The 24,387-nt window shown below is 66.7% G+C and carries 21 protein-coding genes; 13 read left to right on the forward strand and 8 right to left on the reverse strand.

What is annotated here, in order from left to right:
- The first annotated feature begins 29 nt into the window (after positions 1 to 29).
- Positions 30 to 1,616 carry a long-chain fatty acid--CoA ligase gene (locus tag CA237_RS05800; protein ID WP_232307885.1) on the forward strand — a complete coding sequence of 529 codons (1,587 nt, stop codon included), beginning with the start codon at positions 30 to 32 and terminating at the stop codon, positions 1,614 to 1,616.
- A 3-nt stretch (positions 1,617 to 1,619) separates the two neighbouring features.
- On the opposite strand, the gene CA237_RS05805 is transcribed toward CA237_RS05800, so the two are convergent.
- Positions 1,620 to 2,837: a TetR/AcrR family transcriptional regulator gene (locus CA237_RS05805; RefSeq protein WP_084401380.1), complete on the reverse strand. Its 1,218-nt coding sequence runs from the start codon at positions 2,835 to 2,837 to the stop codon at positions 1,620 to 1,622.
- A gap of 131 nt (positions 2,838 to 2,968) precedes the next feature.
- Here CA237_RS05805 and CA237_RS05810 point away from each other — a divergent pair, with 131 nt between their 5' ends.
- The 4 genes from CA237_RS05810 to CA237_RS05825 are packed head-to-tail and all read left to right on the forward strand — an operon-like array spanning position 2,969 to position 7,148.
- A complete protein-coding gene (locus CA237_RS05810) occupies positions 2,969 to 4,213 on the forward strand; it encodes an acyl-CoA dehydrogenase family protein (RefSeq protein WP_066689173.1) in 1,245 nt (414 codons plus the stop codon).
- Complete coding sequence (locus CA237_RS05815) at positions 4,203 to 5,216, forward strand: phosphotransferase family protein (protein WP_066689118.1); 1,014 nt, start codon at positions 4,203 to 4,205, stop codon at positions 5,214 to 5,216. Before CA237_RS05810 ends, CA237_RS05815 begins: the two co-directional genes overlap by 11 nt.
- Positions 5,216 to 6,010 carry an SDR family NAD(P)-dependent oxidoreductase gene (locus CA237_RS05820; RefSeq protein ID WP_232307887.1) on the forward strand — a complete coding sequence of 265 codons (795 nt, stop codon included), beginning with the start codon at positions 5,216 to 5,218 and terminating at the stop codon, positions 6,008 to 6,010. Before CA237_RS05815 ends, CA237_RS05820 begins: the two co-directional genes overlap by 1 nt.
- A gap of 58 nt (positions 6,011 to 6,068) precedes the next feature.
- A complete protein-coding gene (locus CA237_RS05825; protein WP_126013329.1) occupies positions 6,069 to 7,148 on the forward strand; it encodes a catalase family protein in 1,080 nt (359 codons plus the stop codon).
- A gap of 114 nt (positions 7,149 to 7,262) precedes the next feature.
- On the opposite strand, the gene CA237_RS05830 is transcribed toward CA237_RS05825, so the two are convergent.
- From CA237_RS05830 to CA237_RS05845, 4 genes are read right to left on the reverse strand one after another with little or no spacing between them, the layout of a single operon-like run.
- On the reverse strand, positions 7,263 to 8,135 hold the full coding sequence (locus CA237_RS05830; RefSeq protein WP_126013332.1) for an acyl-CoA thioesterase II: 873 nt from the start codon (positions 8,133 to 8,135) through the stop codon (positions 7,263 to 7,265).
- On the reverse strand, positions 8,135 to 9,262 hold the full coding sequence (locus CA237_RS05835; protein WP_126013335.1) for an acyl-CoA dehydrogenase family protein: 1,128 nt from the start codon (positions 9,260 to 9,262) through the stop codon (positions 8,135 to 8,137). Before CA237_RS05835 ends, CA237_RS05830 begins: the two co-directional genes overlap by 1 nt.
- A gap of 22 nt (positions 9,263 to 9,284) precedes the next feature.
- Positions 9,285 to 10,463 (reverse strand): acyl-CoA dehydrogenase family protein, encoded by a 1,179-nt coding sequence (locus CA237_RS05840; protein ID WP_126013338.1) that lies wholly within the window; start codon positions 10,461 to 10,463, stop codon positions 9,285 to 9,287.
- Complete coding sequence (locus CA237_RS05845; protein ID WP_126013341.1) at positions 10,460 to 12,484, reverse strand: 3-hydroxyacyl-CoA dehydrogenase NAD-binding domain-containing protein; 2,025 nt, start codon at positions 12,482 to 12,484, stop codon at positions 10,460 to 10,462. Before CA237_RS05845 ends, CA237_RS05840 begins: the two co-directional genes overlap by 4 nt.
- A 181-nt stretch (positions 12,485 to 12,665) precedes the next feature.
- On the opposite strand from CA237_RS05845, the gene CA237_RS05850 reads away from it, so the two are divergent.
- The 6 genes from CA237_RS05850 to CA237_RS05875 all read left to right on the forward strand — a co-directional run bounded on the left by CA237_RS05850 (position 12,666) and on the right by CA237_RS05875 (position 20,117).
- On the forward strand, positions 12,666 to 14,393 hold the full coding sequence (locus CA237_RS05850; RefSeq protein WP_066689106.1) for a class I adenylate-forming enzyme family protein: 1,728 nt from the start codon (positions 12,666 to 12,668) through the stop codon (positions 14,391 to 14,393).
- 881 nt (positions 14,394 to 15,274) lie between these two features.
- Positions 15,275 to 17,131: an ABC-F family ATP-binding cassette domain-containing protein gene (locus tag CA237_RS05855; protein ID WP_066689104.1), complete on the forward strand. Its 1,857-nt coding sequence runs from the start codon at positions 15,275 to 15,277 to the stop codon at positions 17,129 to 17,131.
- Positions 17,132 to 17,241: 110 nt separating this feature from the next.
- A complete protein-coding gene (locus tag CA237_RS05860; protein ID WP_084401378.1) occupies positions 17,242 to 17,748 on the forward strand; it encodes a CbrC family protein in 507 nt (168 codons plus the stop codon).
- 77 nt (positions 17,749 to 17,825) lie between these two features.
- Positions 17,826 to 19,472, forward strand: a complete 1,647-nt coding sequence (locus CA237_RS05865) for a DNA polymerase III subunit gamma/tau (protein ID WP_066689102.1) — start codon at positions 17,826 to 17,828, stop codon at positions 19,470 to 19,472.
- Complete coding sequence (locus CA237_RS05870) at positions 19,469 to 19,792, forward strand: YbaB/EbfC family nucleoid-associated protein (protein ID WP_066689100.1); 324 nt, start codon at positions 19,469 to 19,471, stop codon at positions 19,790 to 19,792. The genes CA237_RS05865 and CA237_RS05870 overlap by 4 nt, the downstream gene beginning before the upstream one ends.
- Positions 19,793 to 19,868: 76 nt before the next feature.
- On the forward strand, positions 19,869 to 20,117 hold the full coding sequence (locus CA237_RS05875; RefSeq protein WP_066689098.1) for a hypothetical protein: 249 nt from the start codon (positions 19,869 to 19,871) through the stop codon (positions 20,115 to 20,117).
- A 197-nt stretch (positions 20,118 to 20,314) separates the two neighbouring features.
- On the opposite strand, the gene mtgA is transcribed toward CA237_RS05875, so the two are convergent.
- From mtgA to CA237_RS05890, 3 genes are all read right to left on the reverse strand, one after another.
- Entirely contained in the window at positions 20,315 to 21,040 is a 726-nt protein-coding gene (mtgA, locus tag CA237_RS05880) for a monofunctional biosynthetic peptidoglycan transglycosylase (protein WP_066689096.1), read from the reverse strand.
- 149 nt (positions 21,041 to 21,189) lie between these two features.
- Complete coding sequence (rpoH, locus tag CA237_RS05885; RefSeq protein WP_055792879.1) at positions 21,190 to 22,095, reverse strand: RNA polymerase sigma factor RpoH; 906 nt, start codon at positions 22,093 to 22,095, stop codon at positions 21,190 to 21,192.
- Between the two features lie 55 nt (positions 22,096 to 22,150).
- On the reverse strand, positions 22,151 to 23,104 hold the full coding sequence (locus CA237_RS05890; protein ID WP_066689094.1) for an RluA family pseudouridine synthase: 954 nt from the start codon (positions 23,102 to 23,104) through the stop codon (positions 22,151 to 22,153).
- Positions 23,105 to 23,121: 17 nt separating this feature from the next.
- Here CA237_RS05890 and CA237_RS05895 point away from each other — a divergent pair, with 17 nt between their 5' ends.
- The gene (locus CA237_RS05895) at positions 23,122 to 23,616 is read left to right on the forward strand and encodes a M67 family metallopeptidase (RefSeq protein WP_084401383.1); all 495 of its coding nucleotides are present in this window, start codon (positions 23,122 to 23,124) and stop codon (positions 23,614 to 23,616) included.
- Entirely contained in the window at positions 23,613 to 24,251 is a 639-nt protein-coding gene (locus CA237_RS05900) for a histidine phosphotransferase family protein (RefSeq protein WP_066689092.1), read from the forward strand. Before CA237_RS05895 ends, CA237_RS05900 begins: the two co-directional genes overlap by 4 nt.
- Positions 24,252 to 24,387 lie beyond the last annotated feature (136 nt).

The raw sequence follows: 24,387 nt of genomic DNA on the forward strand, positions 1-24,387 counted from the left end.
GACAGCCCCGTTCGCGAAGGAGAGTGCGCGTGCTGGGCGGAATGCAGGATTTCGAACTTCGAGTACCCCGACTGCTCGACCATGCCGAGCGTGAGCATGGGGGTCGCGAGATCGTCACCCGCTGGGCGAACGGAACCGAGACGCGGACCAACTGGGCCGGTATCGCGCGGGATGCGCGGCGGCTGGCGCAAGCGCTGGAGCGGCTGGGTATCCGGCGCGGCGACCGCGTGGCGACGATGGCGATGAACCACGCCCATCACCTGATCGCGTGGTACGGCGTGATCGGCATGGGCGGGATCATCCATACCATCAATCCGCGGCTGTTCGACGACCAGCTGGCCTATATCGCCGACCATGCCGGTGATCGGGTGCTGTTCTACGATGCGGTGTTCGCGCCGATCATCGAGCGGATGAAGCCCCGCCTGTCGGGTATCGAGCATTTCATCGTGATGGACGGCGACGGGCCGGACAGCTTTGCCGCGCTGATCGCGCCTGAAACCGGCGACTATGCCTGGGTCGAGGGGGACGAACGCGAGCATTGCATGATCTGCTATACCAGCGGCACGACCGGCGATCCGAAGGGCGTGATCTATTCGCACCGGTCGAACGTGCTGCACGCGATCGCCGAGCTGCAACCCGACGAGTTCGACCTGTCGCAGCGCGCCGTCTGCCTGCCGGTGGTGCCGATGTTCCATGCGGTCGGCTGGGGCCTGCCCTTTGCGGCGCCGGCGGTGGGGGCGAAGATCGTGTTCTCGGCGGTCAACGATCCCGCCGTGCTGTGCGACCTGATGAACCGGGAGCGGGTGACGCATTCGGCAGGCGTGCCGACCGTCTGGTTCGCGATGTTCCAATATATGGACGCGACGGGGCAGGCGCCCGAGCATCTGAAGGTCGTGACGATCGGCGGGTCGGCCGCGCCGCGCGCGATGATCGAGCGGATCATGCGGATGGGCGTGCGGGTCAATCACGCATGGGGCATGACCGAGACATCGCCGATCGGGACGATGGGTGCGCCGGGGTCGGACTGGGACGATCTGAGCTTCGACCAGCGGGTCGATCAGGTGTGCCGACAGGGCAAGGTCCCGTTCGGCGTCGAGCTGCGCACCGTCGACGAGGAGGGCAACGTCCTGCCGCGCGACGGGCAGACGTCGGGCCAGTTGCAGGTGCGGGGCCCCTGGGTCATCAAACGCTATTTCCGCGACGAGGCGGGCGACGCGCTGACGCCGGATGGCTGGTTCGACACCGGTGACGTGGCGATGCTGCACCCCGACGGCACGATGCAGATTACCGACCGGGCGAAGGACGTCATCAAATCGGGCGGCGAATGGATCAGTTCGGTCGATCTGGAGAATGCAGCGGTCGGCTGTCCGGGTGTTGCCGAGGCGGCGGCGATCGGCGTGCCGCATCCGCGCTGGGACGAACGGCCGGTGCTGCTGGTGGTGAAACGGCCAGATGCGGAGGTGACGGTCGAAGCGGTGATGGCCCATCTGGCGACCAAGGTCGCGAAATGGTGGCTGCCCGACCGGGTGATCTTCGTCGACGCGCTGCCGCACAGCGCCACGGGGAAGCTGAAGAAGGCCGCGCTGCGCGGGGAATATCGCGGGGTGCTGGCGTGATCGCTACACGACCGGGTCGGTGAACAGCCCGGTCATCACCGTCGAGGCATAGAAGCCGACCGCGCGGTCGCGCGGCATGGTCGCCGCCCAGCCGCGCAGGTCGAAGGCGGCGTTCTGCAACGCCATCAGCGCCTGTGCGGCGATCAGCGGGTCGACCGCACGGACCGATCCTTCGGTGATGCCGTCGCTGATCGTGCCGGCAAAGCGGCGGGCGATCCGGTTGGAGCGGTCGACCATCGCCTGCCGCACGCCGACGGGAAGGCCGGCGAGCGCGGTGGTGCGCAGCAGCGGCCCCTGTTCGGTGAACTGCGCGTCGACCAGCGTCGCCAGCGTGCTGGACAGGCGTTGCCAGTGGCTGCCGCCGTCACGGTCGGCGGCGCGCTGCGCGGCGGAAATGGTGTCGAAGCTGCGCTGGTAACAGGCGGCGACCAGATCGTCCTTGGCATCGAGGTGATGGTAGAACGACCCCTTGGTCACGTTCAGTTCGGACGCGATCCGCTGCACCGAGGCGCCGCGATAGCCGAGTTCGTTGATGAGCCGGGTGGCGGCACGCAGAAAGGCGTCGCGCGCCGGCTCCGCATCCGCCTGTTCCAGCACCAGCGGTTCGGGGTCCCAGCGCTGGCCGGGGCCGGCAAGGCCGTGGGTGAACACGTCCATCAACCGCGCCTCCACCCGGTCATATTGGTCGGGTTCGTAACGGTCGATCCAGACGGTCAGCCAGAAGCAGTTTTCGAGCAGCATGTGCGCGCGGGCACCCTGCACATCCTTGGCGATGCGGTCGCGTGGTTCCCCCCACAACGTGCGTGCCTTGCGGAAGACGTCGCGCCAGCGCGCCAGCAGCCGGGCCTTGAACGGATCCTCCATCGCGCGCAGGTCGGACAGCATCGCGACGGGACGTTCCTCGTCCGCCTCGATCCGGCGCTGGCGGTCGAAATGGATCGACAGGAATTCGGCGACGCGCGCCTGTGGCGTCGGCTGGCGCAGCGATTCGTCGAGCGCCGCGTGCAGCCAGTCGAGCGTGTGGTCGAAGGCGGCGGCGGCGAGGTCCTCCTTGCGCTTGAAGTAATAGGTGACGCTGGTGGTGTTCAGCCCAACGCGGCGCGCGACATCGGCAAAGGTCATGCCCTTGGCACTCGCTTCGTTGATCGCCTCGGCTGCTGCGGCAAGGATGGCGTCGCGCTTGGCGCGGTAGCGTTTGGTGGCCCCGTCGGTCGTCGTCATGGTCCCATCTCTAGCAGATCGGGTGTGGACCCCAAGCCCCATTATCGCACCATACCGCGACGTCATCTGCGCTTTACCGAATATCCGGTATGGCGTAGACCGGGCAAAACAGTTGCAATGGGAGACGGATGTTGGACTTTCGGTTCAGTGCGCGCGAAACCGAATATCGCGACCGCGTGGCGGCGTTCATCGCCGAGCATGTCGCCCCGGCCGACCATGCATATCATGCCGAGGTCGCGCGCGGCGATCGCTGGGCACCGGTCGCGATGCTGGAGCCGCTGAAGGAAAAGGCGAAGGCCGCCGGACTGTGGAACCTGTTCATGCCGCCGCATTCGGGCGCGCCGATGGTCGATGAGAGCTTTGCGTTCGAAGGGACGCAATTGTCCAACGTCGAATATGCGCTGTGCGCCGAGGAGATGGGCAAATGGCATTGGGCGAGCGAGGTGTTCAACTGTTCCGCGCCCGACACCGGCAATATGGAGGTGCTGCACCGCTATGGCACGCGCGAGCAGAAGGAAGCGTGGCTCAAGCCGCTGATGGAAGGCACGATCCGCTCCGCCTTCCTGATGACCGAGCCGGCGGTGGCGTCTTCGGATGCGACCAATATCGAGACGCGGATCGTGCGCGATGGCGATGATTATGTGATCGACGGGCGCAAATGGTGGTCGTCGGGCACCGGCGATCCGCGCTGCAAGGTGGCGATCGTAATGGGCAAGACCGATCCGGATGCGCGGCGGCACCAGCAGCAGAGCATGATCCTGGTGCCCATGGACACGCCGGGGGTACGGATCGAGCGGATGCTGCCGGTCTATGGGTACGACCATGCCCCGCACGGCCATGGCGAGGTGGTGCTGGAGCAGGTGCGGGTGCCGGCTGCGAACCTGTTGCTGGGCGAGGGGCGCGGGTTCGAGATCGCGCAGGGGCGGCTGGGGCCGGGGCGCATTCATCATTGCATGCGGACCATCGGCGTGGCGGAGATGGCGCTGGCGGCGATGGCGAAGCGGCTGCAATCGCGCGTGGCGTTCGGCAAGGCTATCGCCGAGCATTCGGTGTGGGAACAGCGGGTCGCGCGCGCGCGGATCGATATCGAGATGACGCGGCTTCTGTGCCTGAAGGCGGCCGACATGATGGACCGTGCGGGTAACAAGGCGGCGCAGGGCGAGATCGCGATGATCAAGGTGCAGGCGCCGACCATGGCGCTACAAATTCTCGACGATGCGATCCAGGCCCATGGCGGGGGCGGGGTGTCGGAGGATTTTCCGCTCGCCGCCGCATGGGCCGGGGTGCGCACGCTGCGCTTTGCCGACGGGCCGGACGAGGTCCACAACCGCGCCATCGCCCGTGCCGAGTTCGCGAAGGTGGCCGATGAACGCTGACCTCGATCTCGCGCGGCTGGGGCCGTGGCTGGCGGCGACGGTGGGCGAGGGGCCGGTCGAGGTTACGCGCTATCCGGGCGGGCAGAGCAATCCGACCTACCGGGTCGAGATGGCAGCGGGGTCGTTCGTCTTGCGGCGGAAGCCGTTCGGACCGCTGTTGCCCAGTGCCCATGCTGTCGAGCGGGAATATGCGCTGATCGCGGCGCTGCATCCGACCGGCTTTCCGGTGCCGCGGCCGATCGCGCTGTGCGAGGATACGGAGGTGATCGGTGCGCCCTTCTACCTGATGGAGCGGGTGGCCGGGCGGACGATCTGGGACGGGTCGATGCCGGACATGACCCCGGTCGAGCGGCGGGGGCATTATGAGGCGATGATCGATGCGCTGGCCGCGTTGCATGCGATCGATCCGGTGGCGGTGGGCCTGGGCGATTATGGCAAGCCGGGCAATTATTTCGAGCGGCAGGTGGCGCGTTGGACCCGGCAATATCGTGCGAGCCAGACCGACGACCTGCCCGATGTCGAACGGCTGATCGACTGGCTGCCGCGCACCGTACCGGCGCAGGAGCGGGTGTCGATCGTTCATGGCGATTACCGGATCGACAATCTGATCTTTGCCGAAGCCGAACCGCGCGTCGCGGCGGTGCTCGACTGGGAATTGTCGACGCTGGGCGATCCGATGGCCGATTTCACCTATCTGCTGATGAACTGGGGCACCGAGCCGGATGGGCGGTCGGGGATCAAGGGGCTGGCGGGCGGCGACAGCGGCATTCCGACGATGGACGAGGTGGTGGCGCGCTACTGCACCGCGACCGGGCGGCGCGACGTGCCGCAGCTGGAATGGTATTTCGCCTATAACCTGTTCCGCCTGACCGGCATCGTGCAGGGCATCAAGCAGCGGTTGCGCGACGGCAATGCCGCGAGCGCGCAGGCGGCGGCGATGGCGGCCAAGGTGCCGATGCTGGCGGCAATGGCATGGGATTTCGCGAAGAAGGCGGGGGCGTGATGCGCTTTGCGGGCAAGTCGGTGCTGGTCACCGGGGCGGGATCCGGCATCGGGCGTGCGACCGCGCTGGCCTTTGCCCGCGAAGGGGCGGGCGTGGTGTGTGCCGATGTGGCGCAGGGCGACGTGACGGCGGCGATGATCGAGGACATGGGCGGCCGGGCGGTCGCGTGCGCGATGGATGCCGGGGAGGACGCGGATGTCGCGCGGGCGATCGCACTGGCGGTCGACACGTTCGGCGAGATCGACGTGGTGCATGCCAATGCCGGCATATCGGGCGGGATCGCCGGGCTGTTCGACACGACCGCCGAGGACTGGTCGGAAATCCTGCGGGTCAATCTGATCGGCCCGTTCCTGGCGATCCGCCATGCCGCGCCGATCATGGCGGCGGCCGGCGGCGGGGCGATCGTGTGCACCGCCAGCGTTGCCGGGCTGCGATCGGGCGCGGGTGGCGCGGCCTATTCGGCGTCGAAGGCGGGCGTCATCAACCTGGTGCAGACCGCCGCGCAGCAGCTGTCCGGATCGGGCGTGCGGGTCAATGCCGTATGCCCCGGCTTGGTCGAGACCGGCATGACCGCGATGGTGTACGACCATGCGCGGCAGTCGGGCAAGGAAGCACGGATCGGGCGGCTGAACCCGCTGCGGCGCGGTGGCGAGCCGGAGGAGGTGGCGGCAGTCGTGCTGTTCCTGAGCTCGGCCGAGGCGAGCTATGTCAACGGGCAGGCGCTGGCGGTCGATGGCGGGCTGTCGTCGAGCCATCCGGTCACCCGGCAGGACTATGGGCGTACCGCCATCTGACGGGGCGGAACGAATCGGATTGCCGCCCTTTGTCGTTCAAAGACAAAGGAGTTTGCCGATGACCGCCCTGCTGAAACCGCCGATCCGCTTTTCGGCAAGCCTGGAGCAGCCGCAGCCAGACGAAGCGGAGGCGGTCGCGGATATGGAGCGGTCGTTCGACACGATCCTGGAGACGACCTCGAAGGATTATGGCAAGGCGGTTCGCGCGGTCCATGCCAAGGGGCATGGCATCCTGAAGGGTGAGCTGACCATCCATGACGACCTGCCGCCGGAACTGGCGCAGGGGCTGTTCGCGACGCCGGGCGTGCATCCGGTGATCCTGCGATTCTCGACCAATCCGGGCGACATCATCGACGATGCGATCGGGTTGCCGCGTGGTCTGGCGTGGAAGGTGCTGGAGGTCGACGGCGAGCGGCTTTCCGGTGCGGAGGGGCGGACGCAGGACTTCGTGATGGTCAATGCGCCTGCCTTCGCCGCGCCGACGCCGCAGAAATTCGCGGGCAATCTGAAGCTGCTCGCCAAGACGACCGACAAGGCGGAATGGGCGAAGAAGGCGCTGTCCTATGTCCTGCGCGGGGCGGAAGCGGCGCTGGAAGCGGTCGGGACCGAGAGCACGTTGCTCAAGACGATGGGCGGATCGAAGAACGTCCATCCGCTCGGCGAGACCTATTTCTCCGCGACTCCGTTCCGCCACGGGGCGTTCGTCGCCAAATATCAGCTGGTGCCGGTGTCGCCCGATCTGGTCGCGCTGACTGATCAGGTGATCGACACGAGCGGCCGGCCGAACGCGATCCGCGAGGACATGCAGGCGGATGCCCGCCGGGTGCGCGGCGAATGGGAGGTGCGGGTGCAGCTGCTGCGCGATACCGATGCCCAGCCCATCGAGGATGCGGCGACGCCGTGGCCGGAGGAAGTCAGCCCGTTCATCACCGTCGCGACGATCCGGACCGAGCCGCAGGACAGCTGGGCGGCGGACCGGGTGGCCGAGGTGGACGATAATCTTCGCTTCAGCGTGTGGACCGGGCTGGCGGCGCATCAGCCGCTGGGCGGGGTGAACCGGGTGCGCAAGCCGATCTACGACCATTCGGTGCAGTATCGACGGCGGTTCAACGGGTGTCCGTTGCACGAGCCGGGTTGAGGGGGCTTTCGTACTCCCGTGGAGGCGGGAGTCCAGGGCGGCAAACGGTAACGTTGTGACAGGGCAACCCTGGACCCCCGCCTTCGCGGGGGTACGGTCATGGAGCGGGCGTGGCTACTCCCTTACCCGCACCAGCCCTTCCTGCGCGACGCTTGCCACCAACCGCCCGTCGCGGCTGAAGAAGCGGCCGCGATTGAAGCCGCGGGCGTGGCCGGCCCAGGGGCTGTCGGTCTGGTACAACAGCCAGTCGTCGGCGCGGAACGGTTCGTGCAGCCACAGCGCGTGGTCGAGGCTGGCGGTCTGTACCTGGTCCATCATCCAGTGGATGCCGTGCGGCAACATGCAGGTGCCGAGCAGCATCATGTCGCTGGCATAAGCGAGGATCGCGCGGTGCAGCGTCATGTCGTCGCCGATCGGCGCGACCGCGCGGAACCAGCCATGTTGCAGCGGGGCGCGCTTGGTCGGGTCGCTCCAATGTTCCGCCTCGACCGGACGGATCTCGATCGGACGGGCGCGCAGGAACAGGCGGCGAAACTTTTCGGGAATGCGGTCCTGCATCGTTTCACGCAGTTCGCGGTCGGTCGGCAAAGCCTCGGGCGGCGGCACGTCGGGCATCGCATCCTGATGCGCCAGCCCGTTCTCGGGCAGCTGGAACGATGCCGCCATGTTAAGGATCGCCTGCCCGCGCTGCATCGCGATCACCCGCGCATTGGCGAAGCTGCGCCCGGCAAAGTCGCGGACCACGCGGTAGACGATCGGATGCTGCTCATCGCCCGGCCGCATGAAATAGGCGTGGAGCGAGTGCGCGATCTTCTCCCCGCCGATCGAGCGCTGGGCAGCCTGCAACGCCTGAGCAATGACCTGCCCGCCGAACACCCGGCCGACGCCGCCCGGATTGCGGGCGCCGCGATACAGGTCGGTGTCGATCTCCTCGATATCGAGCAGGCGGACGAGACCGGCGATCAGACCGTCGGGTGTTGGCTCCATCAATATCCCCCGGCGCGCGCCACACGGTCGGTGTGATAGCCGATATCGCCGAACATTTCGGTCAGGACGCGGGCGCGCTTCATGAAGAAGCCTATATCAGCCGCGTCGGTCATGCCAATGCCGCCATGCATCTGCACCGCTTCCTGCACCGACAGGGTGGTGGCGATGCCGGTCATCGCCTTCGCAACGGAGACGGCGAGGTCGGCGTCGGGCGAACTCTGGTCGAGCAGTTGCTGCGCCTTCAGCACGGCGGCGCGGGCGACTTCCAGTTCAGAATAGAGATGCGCGGCGCGGTGTTGCAGCGCCTGGAAACTGCCTATGGTCTGGCCGAACTGCTTGCGCTGGCGCAGATAGTCGAGGGTGCGAGTGGCGGCGCCATCGCCGACGCCGAGCGATTCCGCCGCCGCTCCGGTGCGTGCGGCGCTGAGCAGGCGGGCGAGCGGCGCCGAGCCGTCATCGACCGCGCCGACCACCGCGTCGCCATCGACCATGACGTTATCGAAGGTCAGCCGTGCGGCGATGCTGCTGTCGACCAGCCGCCGCGGATCGGCAGTCATGCCCGGTGTGCCGGCCGGCAGGGCGAACAGGGTCAGGCCGTCCTTGTCGTCGGCCTGGCCAGCGGTGCGGACGACGACGAGGATCAGGTCGGCGACATGGCCATGGGTCACGAACTGCTTGGTGCCCGACAGACGGAAGCCGTTGCCGGCGCGCTCGGCGCGGAGCGCAACGCTGTCGCCATGCTTGGCGCGTTCGTCGATGGCGAGCGCGGCGACGGTTCGGCCGGCGGCGATTTCGGGAAGCCAGCGTTCACCGGACGATGTGCCGGCCAGCGCCGCGACGGCGGCGACCGAGGTGGTGAGGAACGGGGAGGGCGACAGGTTGCGGCCGATCTCCTCCAGCACGATGCCTGCCTCGACATGGCCGAGGCCCAGGCCGCCGGCGCTTTCGGGCACCATCATGCCGGTGAAGCCTATCTCGGCGAACTTGGCCCACAGGTCGCGGTCGAAGCCGGTGGGGTCGTCGGCATCGCGCAGCGCGCGCAGATGCGCGACCGGCGCGGCCTCCCCCAGAAATTCGCGCGCCGTATCGGCGAGCATCGTCTGATCTTCGTTCAGAAACAACGGCATGATGGTAATTCCTGACAGACGGTTACTGGGTCGGCAGGTCGAGAATACGACGCGCGATGATGTTGAGCTGGATTTCGGACGTGCCGCCCTCGATCGAATTGGCCTTGGTGCGCAGCCATGCGCGAGCTTCGGCGCCGTCCCTGCTGTCGGCGCCTTCCCATTCGAGCAGGTCGCTGCCGCCCGCCGCCATCATCAGTTCGTGGCGCGTCTTGTTCAGCTCGGTCCCGACATATTTCATCATGCTGGGCTGCGCCGGATGGGCGCGGTTCGCCTTCAGTTCGTCGATGAAGCGTTCGGACATGGCGGCAAAGGCGCGGGCGCGGACATCGAAGGTCGCGAGCGTGGCGCGCAGCATCGGATCGGCGAGCCGGCCCTGATCGTCGTGCCCGACCGTCGCCACCGCGCGGTCGATCAGCGGACGATCATCGGTCAGCCCCATGCCGGAGATCATCTCCCGCTCATGGCCGAGCAGATATTTGGCGACGTCCCAGCCCTTGTTCCGTTCGCCGATCAGATTGGTCTTGGGCACGCGGACATCGTCGAAGAAGGTTTCGCAGAAGGGCGAGTTGCCGGAGATCAGCTTGATCGGGCGGGTGGTGACGCCGGGCGAGGCCATGTCGAACAACAGGAAGCTGATGCCGCCCTGCTTGGTCGAGCGGTCGGTGCGGACGAGGCAGAAGATCCAGTCGGCCTTGTCGGCATAGCTGGTCCACACCTTCTGCCCATTGACGATGAAGTCGTCGCCATCCTCCACCGCGCTGGTCTGCAGCCCGGCGAGGTCGGAGCCGGCGCCGGGTTCGCTATAGCCCTGGCACCAGCGGATTTCGCCGCGGGCGATCTTGGGCAGATGCTCTAGCTTCTGTTCTTCGGTGCCGTATTTCAGCAGCGCCGGCCCGAGCATCGAGATACCGAAGGAATAGAGCGGGTTGCGGGCGTTTATTGCGGAGATTTCCTCGCGCAAAATCTTGGCTTCGGCCGGCGACAGGCCGCCGCCGCCATAGGCGGTCGGCCAATCGGGCACGGTCCAGCCGCGTGCCGCCATGCGGTCGAGCCAGATCTTCTGGTCGGGGTTGGCGTAGGTCGCGTTGCGGCCGCCCCAGGTCGCATCCTTGTCGGAGCGGACCGGTTCGCGCATCGAGGGCGGGCAATTCTCCTCCAGCCAGGCGCGGGTGTCGGCGCGGAATTGGGCGAGGTCGCTCATGCCGAGAACCTCCCGCCCTGTTCGGCCTTCTCGCGCAGCAGCGGCGATACCTCGAAACCGTGGCGCTCCAACCCCTCGACGATCTTTGTCAGCCCTTCGGTATCGGCCCAGAACATCGGGCCGCCGCGATAGACCGGCCAGCCATAGCCATAGATCCAGACCACATCGATGTCCGACGCGCGCTGCGCCTTGCCCTCGGCCAGGATCTTCGCCCCTTCGTTGACCATGGTGTAGAGCGTGCGCTCGACGATCTCCTGATCGGTTACGTCATGCTGCGGCGTGTTGGTCTTCCTACGGAAATCGTCGATGATCGCGGCGACGCGCGGGCTGTTCGACGGGGTGCGCTTGGCATCGTAATCGTAGAAGCCGGCCTGTTTCTTCTGGCCCCAGCGGCCTTCGGCGGCGAGGGCGTCGCGCAGGTTTTCGATCCGGTTGGGATCGCGGTGCCAGCCGATGTCGACGCCGGCCAGATCGGCCATCTGGAACGGGCCCATCGGCATGCCGAATTCGACATGGACGCGGTCGACCTGTTCCGGGGTGGCGCCTTCCAGCAGCAGCTTCAACGCTTCGACCTGGCGCGGTTCCAGCATCCGGTTGCCGATGAAGCCGTGACAGACGCCGGCGATGACCGCGACCTTGCGGATCTTCTTGGCCAGCGCCATCGCCGTTGCCAGCACATCGTCGGCGGTCGCATCGCCGCGGACGATTTCCAACAGTTTCATGACGTTGGCGGGCGAGAAGAAGTGCAGGCCGACCACGTCCTGCGGCCGCTTCGTCGCCTGGGCGATGACGTTGACGTCGAGATAGCTGGTGTTCGACGCGAGGATCGCGCCGGGTTTGCAGATCGCGTCGAGCCTGCCGAAAATGTCCTGCTTGACCGACATTTCCTCATACACCGCCTCGATCACCAGATCGACATCGGCCAGCGCGTTCAGGTCGAGCGTGGGGGTGAGCAGGCCCATCGCCTGGTCGACCTGTTCGGGCTTCATCCGGCCCTTGGCGGCGGTGGCGTCGTAATTCTTGCGGATCGTGGCGGTGCCGCGGTCGAGCGCGTCCTGCTGCATCTCGACGATGGTGACGGGCACGCCTGCCGACAGGAAGTTCATCGCGATGCCGCCGCCCATCGTGCCGGCGCCGATGATGCCGACGCGGTCGATCGGGCGCAGCTTCACGTCGTCGGCGATGCCGTCGATCTTCGATGCCTTGCGTTCGGCGAAGAAGATATGGCGCTGGGCGGCCGACTGGACGCCGAACATCAGCTTCATGAATTGCTGCCGTTCGAATTCCGAGCCCTCGGCATAAGGAACCTCGGTCGCCTTCACGACGCAGGCGATGTTGGCGGCGGGTGCTTCGAAGCCGCGGAAGCGGCGGGCGTTGGTTTTCTCGAAGGCGGCGATAGCTTCCGGGTCGGGGGAGAGCGGGCGCTCGGACGCGCGGGGAATCGGGCGGACGTCTGCGACTTCGCGGGCGAAGGCGATGGCGTCGGCGAGCAGGCTGTCCTCGCCGGCCAGTCGGTCGACGATGCCGGCCTGCTTAGCCTTGGCAGCGGAGATCGGATCGCCCTTCGCCACCATCTCCAGCGCGACCGCGACGCCGGCGAGCCGAGGCAGGCGCTGGGTGCCGCCGGCACCGGGGAGCAGGCCGAGCTTCACCTCGGGCGTGCCGAGCTTCGCGCTGGGAACGGCGATGCGGTAGTGGCTGGCGATCGCAACCTCGCACCCGCCGCCCAGCGCCGTACCGTGGATCGCGGCCACGACCGGCTTGTCCGACGCCTCGATCCGGTCGACCACCTCCGGCAGCATCGGTTCGATCGGGGGTTTGCCGAATTCGGTGATGTCGGCCCCGGCGAAGAAGGTCCGCCCGGCGCAGGCGATCACCACCGCGCGGACCGAATCGTCACCGGCGGCTTCCTCGATCGCGGCCGTCAGCCCCTTGCGGACCGGAGCCGACAGGGCGTTGACCGGGGGATTGTCGGCGATGACGACCAGGACGTCGCCATGGCGTTCGGTAGTCACGGGCATGTCGCATCTTCTCCATAAAATGCCATACCGGTCATTCTAAACGCCGGCGGGGTTGCTGCATTCTATTGCCTTTCGCGGGATGACAATCAATAGTGTCGGCCATGAAAAGCGGAAGGAGCGGGGCAAACCCGACCTTCGACAGATAGTCAGGAGCGGTTGCGTGGCAGGTAGCGAAGCAGGGATGACGGTGCCGGCGGACTGGCCGCGCATGTCGATGGCGGCGGTACGGGGTGCGCTGACCGCGCCGGGCCAGCCGTTCGAGATGGATCAGGTGACGATCGACGGGATCGCGACGCGGGTGTGGAAGAATGCGCCGGCGAACCTGACGCAGCTGATCGCGCTGTCGCGGACGCATGGCGATCGGCTGGCGACGATCCATGAGGACCAGCGCGTGACCTATGAGGCGCAGTATCGCGCCATCGCGACGCTCGCCGCCGAACTGCGCGCGATGGGAGTGGCGAAGGGCGACCGGGTGGCGCTGGCCATGCGCAACATGCCCGAATGGCCGGTGGCCTTCTTTGCCATCGTCGCGACCGGGGCGATCTGCGTGCCGCTCAACGCGTGGTGGAGCCCGCAGGAGCTGGCGTTCGGTGTCAACGATTCGGGCGCGCGGGTGCTGATCGTCGACCGGCAGCGGCACGACCGGCTGGACGGCGACTATCGCGCGATGCCGGGGTTGGAGGCGGTGCTGGTCGCGCGGGCGCGGGTGCCGCTGAGCGGGATCTGCCGGCGGCTGGAGGATGCGATCGGCGATTGTAGCGGCTATGCGTCGCTGCCTGAGGTTGCGCTGCCGGCGGTCGAGATCCTGCCTGACGATGCGGCGACGATCTTCTATACCAGCGGCACGACCGGGCGGCCCAAGGGGGCGCTGGGCACGCATCGCAACCTGTCGACCAATATCCTGTCGGCGGCCTATGTTGCGGCAAGGTCCTATCTGCGGCGGGGCGAGATGCCACCCGAGCCGGAGCCGAAGGTCGGGTTGCTGGTCATCCCGTTCTTTCATGTGACGGCGTGCAGCGCGTCGCTGATGGGGGCGCTGGCCGGGGGCACGACATTGGTGCTGATGCGCAAATGGGATGCGGGCGAGGCGCTGGCGCTGATCGAGCGGGAGCGGGTGCAGGTGACCGGCGGCGTGCCGACGATCGCGTGGCAGTTGCTGGAGCATCCCGACCGCGAGAAATACGACCTGTCGTCGCTGGAGGTCGTGCAATATGGCGGCGCGCCGTCGGCGCCCGATCTGGTGAAGCGGATCTTCGACGTGTTCGGTGCGCTGCCCGGCAATGGCTGGGGCATGACCGAGACGATGGCGACGGTGACGCAGCATGTCGGCGAGGATTATCTGGCGCGGCCGACCAGTTGCGGTGCGCCGGTGCCGGTCGCCGACCTGAAGATCATGGCCGATGACGGCGTGACCGAACGGCCGGTCGGCGAGGTCGGCGAGCTGTGGGCGCGCGGGCCGATGATCGTGCGTGGGTACTGGAACGCGCCGGAGGAGACGGCCAAGACCTTCGTCGACGGATGGGTGCGCACCGGCGATCTGGCGCGGCTGGACGAGGAGGGCTTTTGCACCATCGTCGACCGCGCCAAGGACATCATCATCCGCGGTGGCGAAAATATCTATTCGATCGAGGTGGAGGACGTGTTGTACGCGCATCCTTCGGTCACCGATGCCGCGTTGGTCGGCGTGCCCGATCCGGCATTGGGCGAGGTGCCGGCGGCGGTCGTCCACCTGTGTCCGGGATGCGAGGCGAGCGAGGCGGAGCTGCAGGCCTTCGTCCGTGCGCGGCTGGCGGCGTTCAAGGTGCCGGTGGCGGTGCGGTTCTCGGACACGGTGCTGCCGCGCAATGCCAATGGGAAAATTTTGAAAAGCGAGCTGCGCCAGATGTTTGCCGCGCCGGGCAAGGCGTAGCGCAGCTACGTCGAGCCGCAGGAGGCGCGGCCGGTGGGCGGCGCGTGAGGCGCCGTCCGACGACGCGGGCTTTGCCCGTGGCGGGCCTCGGTACGGGCCCGGGTGCGACGGCCAAAGTTCACTAAGTTCACACTCGCCGCGCCGGGCCAGGCCTAGCGCAGCTAGGCCGCGTCCCCAAGGCGCGGCCGGCCGGCGGCGCGTGAGGCGCCGTCCGACGACGCGGGCTTTGCCCGTGGCGAGCCTCGGTACGGACCGTGTGAGAAGGTCAAAGTTCACTAAGTTCACACTCGCCGCGCCGGGCGAAGGGGTAGCGCAGCTAGGCCGAGCCTTCAGGCACGGCCGGCCGGCGGCGCGTGAGGCGCCGTCCGACGACGCGGGCTTTGCCCGCGGCGGGCCTCGGTACGGGCCCAGGTGCGACGGTCAAAGTTCACTAAGTTCACACTCGCCGCGCCGGGCGAAGGCGTAGCGCAGCTAGGCCGAGCCTCCAGGCGCGGCCGGCCGGCGGCGCTTGAAGCGCCGTCCGACGACACGGGCTTTGCCCGTGGCGGGCTTTAGGTACGGACCGTGTGAGGCGGTTAAAGTTCACTAAGTTCACACTCGCCACATAGTCAGCGAAACAATGCTATTCAGTTGCAATAACGGTTCATCCAGCATTCGCGGCGATTGTCCCGTGCCGTCACGGGGAGATCCCAGCCTTCGCTGGGATGACGTCTGGGGCGGTTGAATGCGCGCGGCTAGCGAAGCGCGCGCAGGCGATCGGACGTGTCAAAGAGCAGGCGCGTGGGGGCGGCCGGGGCGGATCATGCGCCGGTGATGGCGTGTAGGAAAGGCCGTTCCCGCCACCCTTCGCAAGTGCCGTGAAAACTGCTAACGGCCCGGCCATGCTCAATCTGAACGGTATCACGGTGCGCCTGGGCGGGCGGACGATCCTCGACAACGCCAGTGCGGCGCTGCCGCCGGGCAGCCGCGTCGGGCTGATCGGGCGCAATGGCGCGGGCAAGTCGACGCTGGTGCGGGTGATCGCCGGCCAGTTGGAGCCCGATAATGGCGTGGCGGAGATGCCGCGGGGCAGTCGGCTGGGCTATGTCGCGCAGGAAGCGCCGGCCGGACAGGCGACGCCGTTCGAAACCGTGCTGGAAGCCGATGTCGAGCGTGCGAAGCTGATGCACGATGCCGAGACGGTGACCGATCCCGACCGGCTAGGCGATATTCACGAAAGGCTGCTGGCGATCGACGCCTATGGTGCCCCGGCGCGCGCGGCGCGGATTCTGGTCGGGCTGGGCTTTGACGAGGAGATGCAGAACCGGCCGCTGGAGAGCTATTCGGGCGGCTGGCGGATGCGCGTGGCGCTGGCGGCGTTGCTGTTCAGCCAGCCGGACGTGCTGCTGCTCGACGAACCGTCGAACCACCTCGACCTTGAAGCGGTAATGTGGCTCGAGGATTTCCTGAAAGGGTACAAAGCGACGATCGTCGTCGTCAGCCACGAGCGCGATTTCCTGAACAACGTCGTCGACCATATCCTGCACCTGCATCAGGGCAAGATCACGCTGTATCCGGGTGGATATGACGCGTTCGAGAAGCAGCGCGCCGAGCGGCTGGCGCAGCTGGAGGCGGCGCGCGCCAACCAGGCGGCGCAGCGGGCCAAGCTGCAGGAATATGTCGCCAAGAACTCGGCACGCGCCTCGACCGCCAAGCAGGCACAGTCGCGGCTGAAGATTCTCGCCAAGATGAAGCCGATCGCGGCGATGGCCGAGGACCCCAGCCTGTCGTTCGACTTCCCCGATCCCGATGAGCTGCGTCCGCCGCTCATCACGCTCGACATGGCGAGTGTCGGCTATGGCGAGACGCCGATCCTCAAGCGGCTGAACCTGCGCATCGATCCCGAGGATCGCATCGCGCTGCTGGGCCGCAACGGCAACGGCAAGACGACGCTGGCGCGGCTGCTGGCGGCGCAACTGGCGCCGATGGACGGCGACATGAACGCCGCGGGCAAGATGAAGGTTGGCTACTTCACCCAGTATCAGGTGGAGGAACTGAGCACCGACGACACCCCGCTGGAGCATATGACGCGGCAGATGAAGGGCGCGTCGCCCGCCGCCGTCCGCGCGCAGTTGGGGCGGTTCGGCTTTTCGGGGGACAAGGCGACGACATTGGTCGGGAAGCTGTCGGGCGGCGAGCGGGCGCGCCTCGCGCTGGCGCTGATTACGCGGGATGCGCCGCACATGCTGATCCTCGACGAACCGACCAACCACTTGGACGTCGATGCGCGCGAGGCGCTGGTGCAGGCATTGAACGCCTATACCGGCTGCGTGCTGCTGGTCAGCCACGACCGGCATATGCTGGAGGCGACGGCGGATCGGCTGGTGCTGGTCGATGAGGGGACCGCGAAGGAGTTCGACGGGACCATCGACGACTATATCGCGCTGGTGCTGGGCAATTCGGCGAAGGAAAAGGCAGCCAAGGCCAACAAGAAGAACGACCGCAAGGCCGCCGCCGAAGCGCGCGAAAAGGCGCAGGTGTTGCGCAAGGGGGCGCAGGCGATCGAGCGCGATCTGGCGCGGCTGACCGAACAGCGCGATGCCCTGGATGCGGCGATGGCGGGGCAGGCGTCGCCTGCGCTGGCCAAGCTGACGATGGCGCAGTTGATGAAGCGCCGCGCGAGCCTCGATACCGAAATCGAGGTGGCGGAGACGAAGTGGATGGAGGCGAACGAGGCGTTGGAGGCGCTGGCGGCGTAGGGGGATTGGCGTCACCGCTATCCCGTCGAATTATGCGTCTTGGTGTATGTGCCGCCGGGCAATGCTAAAATTCGCTTGCGGACATTTGGTATGGCGAGCAAGCTGTAGTGATGGACGCTGATCAACCGTTCTTTCGCTTCAACCCAAATGCGTATGTGGACGAAATATCATTCAAACGTTCCCAAGACGTTTGCGAGCTGTGTCGGCGAGCAAGTGTCTGGGAATATACGGGTAACATCTACACGACTTCCCTACGACCGACCGTTTGTGCACGATGCATTGCCGAGGATCGTCTTTTAGGTTTTCTCCAAGATGATCTTGCTACACTGCATGATGTGGATATCTTTGGCGCAGAGATTTCGCTTGCAAAGGAAGTTCTAACACGAACACCTGGCGTACGTTGCTTTAATCCATTCGAGTGGCCAGTCATCAATGGAATTCCACTTGCATTTATGGGATATGGTGACAACGCCGCATTGATAAACCTCCCTGGAGTCGACGAAGCTATCGAGGAAGGTTTCGCTGGATATAGGCAGGAGTCCAGTCTTGTTCCTTACGCGCTCATCTTCAAGCAACTGGATGGCGACAGGTATCGCGTAGTCGTCGACCTCGATTGAGTGCCAAGACGATGTCCGCGGCACACGGTAGCGGACGACAGGCGACACCGCCGCCGCCAGCCGCTAAGACACCCCCAATGTCCGACTCCTTCCTCGCCCTCGATATCCCCGAACAGCCTGCAGCGGCGCAGCCGTACCGCGTGCTCGCGCGCAAATATCGGCCGCAGACGTTCAGCCAGCTTATCGGCCAGGATGCGATGGTCACGACGCTGGGCAATGCGATCAAGCGTGGGCGGCTGGCGCATGCGTTTTTGCTGACCGGGGTGCGCGGGGTCGGCAAGACGTCGACCGCGCGGCTGATCGCCAAGGCGCTGAACTGTATCGGGCCGGACGGGCAGGGCGGGCCGACGATCGATCCTTGCGGGGTGTGCGAGCCATGCCGGGCGATCGCCGAGGGGCGGCATATCGACGTGGTCGAGATCGACGCCGCGTCGAACAACGGCGTCGACAGCGTGCGCGAGATGACCGAGGCGGTGCGCTATGCCGCGGTGTCGGCGCGCTTCAAGATCTACATCATCGACGAAGTGCACATGATGTCGACGCCGGCGTTCAATGCGCTGCTGAAGACGCTGGAAGAGCCGCCCGCGCACGTCAAGTTCCTGCTGGCGACGACCGAGGTGCACAAGGTGCCGGTGACGGTGCTGTCGCGTTGCCAGCGGTTCGATTTGCGGCGGATTCCTGCCGATCTGCTGGCAGGGCATTTCGCGCATGTGGTCGAGGCGGAGGGCGTCGAGGCCGAACCGGAGGCGCTGCAACTGATCGCGCGGGCGGCGGAAGGATCGGCGCGCGACGGGCTGTCGATCCTCGACCAGGCGATCGCGCATGGCGGGCTGGACGGCGAGGGCGTGCGGGCCGATGCCGTGCGGCAGATGCTGGGCCTGTCGGATCGGGGGGCGATTCGGACGCTGTTCGACCTGCTGTTGAAGGCGGATGGGCCGGGGGCGCTGCGGGCGCTCAGGGCGCAATATGATCTGGGCGTCGATCCGGCGTCGGTGCTGCGGACGCTGCTCGAAACCGTGCATGCGGTGACGATCGTCAAGGTCGGCGGCGATCGCGGACCGGGCCAGTCGGCGGAGGAGCGCGCGGCGTTCGACGGGTGGAGCGCGCTGTCGTTCCCGATGCTGCACCGGCTGTGGCAGTTGCTGCTGAAGGGGCATGAGGAAGTGTCGCGCGCGGCGTTGCCGATCGAGGCGTGCGAGATGGCGTTGCTGCGCATCGTCCATGCATCGTCGCTGCCCGATCCGGGGACGCTGGCGAAGCAGTTGGCGGCGGGGCAGGTTCCGGCGATGGGCGCGCCTCCTGCGCCGGCGCCCGCGCCTGCCGCCGAACCGGTGGCGGTGGCCGATCCGGTGCCGGAGACGGCCGAACAGGTCGCCCAGCTGCTATCGAAGCATGGGCGGCATTCGCTGGAGGCGCAGTTTCGCAATTGCGCGCGGCTGATCCGGCTGGAGCCGCAGCTGATCGAACTGAGCGGCGCGCGGCCCTTGCCTGCCGACTTCACCCGTGATCTGGAAAATGCGCTGAAGGGGATCACCGGCAGCCATTGGCGCGTTCTGATCGGCGAGGGGACGGGCGAACCGACCTTGCGCGAACAGGAAACGGCCAAGGCGGAATCGGAGCGCGATCAGGTCCTCAACTCGCCGCTGGTACAGGCGGCACTGGCGGCGTTTCCGGACGCCACCCTCGATCATTGGCAACGCAGCGACGGGAGTATCGCGCGATGAAGAATCTCGACGACATCATGGCCATGGCGCAGAACGTGCAGAACGAACTGACCAAGGCGCAGGCGAACCTCGACACGATCGAGGTCGACGGACAATCGGGCGGGGGGCTGGTCAAGGTCCGTGCCTCGGCCAAGGGGCGCATCCTGGGCGTCGATATCGACGATTCGCTGCTGCAGCCGTCGGAAAAGCAGATGCTCGAAGACCTGATCGTCGCCGCGTTCAACGATGCGCGGGCAAAGGCGGATGCGGCGAGCTCGACCGAAATGTCGAAGCTGACCAACGGCCTGCCGCTGCCGCCGGGATTCAAGCTGCCGTTCTGAGCGGTTCGGAACGCTGCTGGAACAAGCGGCGGGCGTGACGGTTCTTGGGCTCATCCATCATTGAGGGAGAGAGGCCATGGAACCCGATCGGATCGAAACCAACCCCAATGGCGCGCCGCAGACGGTGATCGTCGAGCGGCGCGGGTCGGGCGGCGGGTTGTTGATCGGGCTGGCGATCCTGCTGGCGGTGATCGTCGGGGCCTATTTCCTGCTGAACAACGCGAACAACGACAACGCCCGGACCGGTGCGGTGACGTCGGCGGCGAAGAGCGTCGGCGATGCGGCGGACAAGGCCGGCGATGCGGTTGAGCGGGCGACGAAGTAACGTCGTTTTCTGACCGGAGACAAGCGTCACCCCAGCGGAGGCTGGGGTGACGTGCTTTGGCAGGTACTTCCTATGCCCTGCCTCGTCATTCCGGCGAAGGCCGGAATCCATGGATACGGGCCGGTTCGATGGAGCCGCTGACGTTTCGTAACCATGGATCCCGGCTTTCGCCGGGATGACGTTTGGGGCGGGGGCAGCTACTTGAGACAGCTGTCCAGCCCCTCGCGGCGGACGATGGCGATGCGGCGTTCGATCGTGCGGGCGTAGCGGCGGGTGAAGCCGGTCGGGGCGATGCCGGCGCGCTTCTTGGGCAATGGCAGGACGGCGGCGATCTGGGCGGCCTCGCGCGCGCCCAGCTTGTCGGCGCCGTGCTTGAAGTAGCGACGCGCGCCGGCTTCGACGCCATAGGTGCCGATGCCGGTTTCGGCGACGTTGAGATAGACTTCCATGATCCGCCGCTTGCCCCACATCGCCTCGATCAGAACGGTGAAATAGGCCTCCAAGCCTTTGCGGAAATAGCCGCCGCCCTGCCACAAGAAGACGTTCTTCGCGGTCTGCTGGCTGATGGTTGATCCGCCGCGGATGCGCCCGCCCTCGGCATTGCGACGGGCGGCGTTGGCGATGGCGATGTAGTCGAAGCCGTTATGGGCGCAGAAGCGGCTGTCCTCCGCCGCGATGACCGCGCGGGGCATGTCGGGGTCGATCTTGGACAGCGGGCGCCAGCTCTTGGTGACGCCGTGGCCGGTGGGCACGTCGCCGAGCATGGTGAGGGTGATCGGTGGCGGCACGAAGCGCAGGATCAGCACCCAGAGGACCGAGAGGATGACGAAGCCGAGGATCGCCTTGATCGCCCAGCCGGTCAGGCGGCGGGGCCAGCGGCGGTTCGCAGCGGGCTTTGGGCGGGATGCGGTGCGGGCGGCCATGAAGGCTCGCTAGCCGGAGCGAGCGGGCGAGGGCAAGGTGGCAACTGACGTTGGTGGAGGAGCCATGGGCGGCATGGGTTATGGATCCCGGCCTTCGCCGGGATGACGGTTGGGGCGGGGGTGGTCCGTCGCCACCCCCGCCCCCGGCCTTACACCGCGGCGAGCATCCGGCGGTCGCCGGCGAGGCGCATCATCGCCTTTTGCAGCTTTTCGAAGGCGCGGACCTCGATTTGGCGGACGCGTTCGCGGCTGACGCCGTAGACTTGGCTCAGCTCTTCCAGCGTCTTGGGGTCGTCCGTCAGGCGGCGTTCGGTCAGGATGTGCTTTTCGCGGTCGTTCAGGTCGTCCATCGCCTCGACCAGCATGCCGTGGCGGACATCGGCTTCCTGTGCCTCGGCCACGACCGAGTCCTGCAACGGGCTGTCATCGGCCAGCCAGTCCTGCCACTGGCTCTCGCCATCCTCGCGCATGGGGACGTTGAGCGACGTGTCGCCGCCCATCGCCATGCGGCGGTTCATCGAGGTGACTTCCTCTTCGGTCACGCCGAGGTCGGTCGCGATCTTCTGGAGGTGTTCGGGGCTGAGGTCGCCGTCCTCGAACGCGTCGAGCTTCGACTTCATCCGGCGCAGGTTGAAGAACAGCTTCTTCTGCGCGGCGGTGGTGCCCATCTTCACGAGGCTCCACGAGCGCAGGATGAATTCCTGGATCGAGGCGCGAATCCACCACATCGCATAGGTGGCGAGGCGGAAGCCGCGGTCGGGTTCGAATTTCTTCACGCCCTGCATCAGCCCGATATTCCCTTCGGAAATCAGTTCGCTGACCGGCAGGCCGTAGCCGCGATAGCCCATCGCGATCTTTGCGACGAGGCGCAGGTGCGAGGTGACGAGCTGCGCCGCCGCCTCCGGATCGCCATGTTCCTGAAACCGCTTGGCGAGCATATATTCCTGCTCGGGCGCGAGGATCGGGAACTTGCGGATTTCGGAGAGATAGCGGTTGAGGCTCGCCTCGCCGCCAAGCGCCGGGATCGTCGCCGGGACGTTGCTGCCAGTTGCCATCGCGTGAAACTCCCTTTGTCCTTGTGGCTACACCGCACCGCGGAATCGCCGAAACCTATACGTGAAGATGGTCCAACAGTTCCTGCATGTCTGCCGGAAGGTCACTATCGAACGACAAAGCGTTTTTTGTGACCGGATGGATGAACCCCAGATGTGCGGCGTGCAATGCCTGTCGCCGGAAATTCAGGGTTTCCAGCTGGGCCTTCAACGCCGGTCGCCGCCCGGCATAGACCGGATCGCCCAGCAGCGGATGGCCGATCGACGCCATGTGCACCCGCACCTGATGGGTGCGCCCCGTCTCCAGCCGACATTCGATCAGCGACGCGTCGCGAAGCTGCCGAAGTTTGCGAAAGTGAGTCACCGCATGTTTTGCGGTGGGGCTGTGGACGATGGCCATCTTCTTGCGATCATTGGGAGAACGCGCCAGCGGGGCGTCCACCGTTCCCGCCGAAGTTGCCACCCGCCCCGCCGCGATCGCCAGATAGCGGCGATCGATGCTGTGATCCTTGAACTGCCGCGCCAGCCCTTCATGCGCCACATCGTCCTTGGCGACGACCAGCAGGCCCGACGTATCCTTGTCGATGCGATGCACGATGCCCGGCCGCGCGACGCCGCCGATGCCCGACAGCTTGCCCGCGCAATGGTGGAGCAACGCGTTGACCAGCGTCCCGTCGAGATTGCCCGCCGCGGGATGCACCACCAGCCCGGCGGGCTTGTCGATGACGATCAGGTGATCGTCCTCATAGGCGATCATCAGCGGAATATCCTGCGCGACATTGTCGAGCGGCACGGCGGCGGGGAGGGTGATGGTGAAGACCTGCCCGGCCGACACCTTGCGCTTGCCGTCCGACACCGGTCCGTCCTCGCCCCGGACATGGCCGGCGGCCATCAGCGCCTTGATCCGTTCGCGCGACAGGTCGGCGACGACCTCGGCCAATGCCTTGTCGATCCGTTGCCCGTGCGCCGCATCGGTGATGCGCGCCTCGATCGTGGAAACCCCCCGGTCCATTGCGTATGGAGATGGGGATGGAACCGGAAATTTCAAGCGAACTGCTGGCCCGACTGTTACGGACGGCCAACGAAAGTGCTGTCGAAATCTGCGGAATCCTGCGGGGAAGCGACGGCCGGATCATTGCTGCCGAGCCGGCGCGCAACGTCGCGGTGGACCCGGCGCGGCACTTCGAGATCGATCCCGCCGCGCTGTTCGTGGCGCTGCGCGATGCGCGGCGGGGCGGGATGCCGGTGTTGGGCTGGTATCATTCGCATCCCTCGGGCAGCGCCGATCCGTCGGCGACCGATGCGGCGCAGGCGGCGGCGGACGGCATGATCTGGCTGATCCTGGGCGGCGGCACCGCGCGGCTGTGGCGGGCGATCGCGGACGGGGCACGCCATGGCCGGTTCGACCCGGTCGCCTTCACGGTAAAGGACGGCGGCCACGTTGAAAAAAACTGCGAAGCGGTGCACATGGACCGGGCCGGGCGGACGATGACGTTCGCCAAAGCACAAGGGTCGTCGCATTGAACATCAGCCCAGCCGATTTCGCCAGCCTGCTGTGTTCGCGACTGTGCCACGACCTGCTGAGCCCGGTCGGGGCGCTCAACAACGGCCTCGAACTGCTGGCCGACGAACATGATCCGGACATGCGCGCCCGCTGCCTCGAACTCCTCGCCGACAGCGCGCGGGCGTCGGCGAACAAGCTGAAATTCTTCCGTCTGGCGTTCGGCGCGTCGGGCGGGCTGGGCGATTCGATCGACACGCGCGAGGCGCGGGCGGCGCTCGAAGGGCTGTTCGGCGACAATCACCGGGTGAAGCTGGGCTGGATGGTCGATGCGCCTTCGCTGCCGAAGCCGGCGGTCAAGGTGCTGTTGAACCTGGCGCTGATCGCGGGCGACGCGCTGGTGCGCGGCGGGCAGCTGGATATCGGGGCGGAGCCGACCGCGAACGGCATCGACATCGCGGTGCGTGCCGACGGGTTGCGGATCGTGCTCGACGCCGAGCTGCGCGGTGCATTGCTGGGCGACGCGGCGATGATGACCCCGCGTGCGGCAGCGGCGTGCCTGGTGCGCGAACTGGTCGAACAGGGCGGCGGGACGCTGCAGGTTTCGCCGGTCGATTCGCCGGTGCTGTTGTTCGGGGCGTCGCTGGTTACGGGGTGATCGCTCCCCATCGCGTCATCCGGGCGAAGACCGGGATTTCCCGGTTATCGCGCGGGACAAGAGCCGCCCAAGACCCCGGCCTGCGCCGGGGTGACGTTTGCATGCAGAAGGTCAAGAGGAAGCGGGACGCCGGATC

It is taken from the genome of Sphingomonas sp. ABOLH, assembly GCF_003951715.1.
Lineage (GTDB): Bacteria > Pseudomonadota > Alphaproteobacteria > Sphingomonadales > Sphingomonadaceae > Sphingomonas > Sphingomonas hankookensis_A.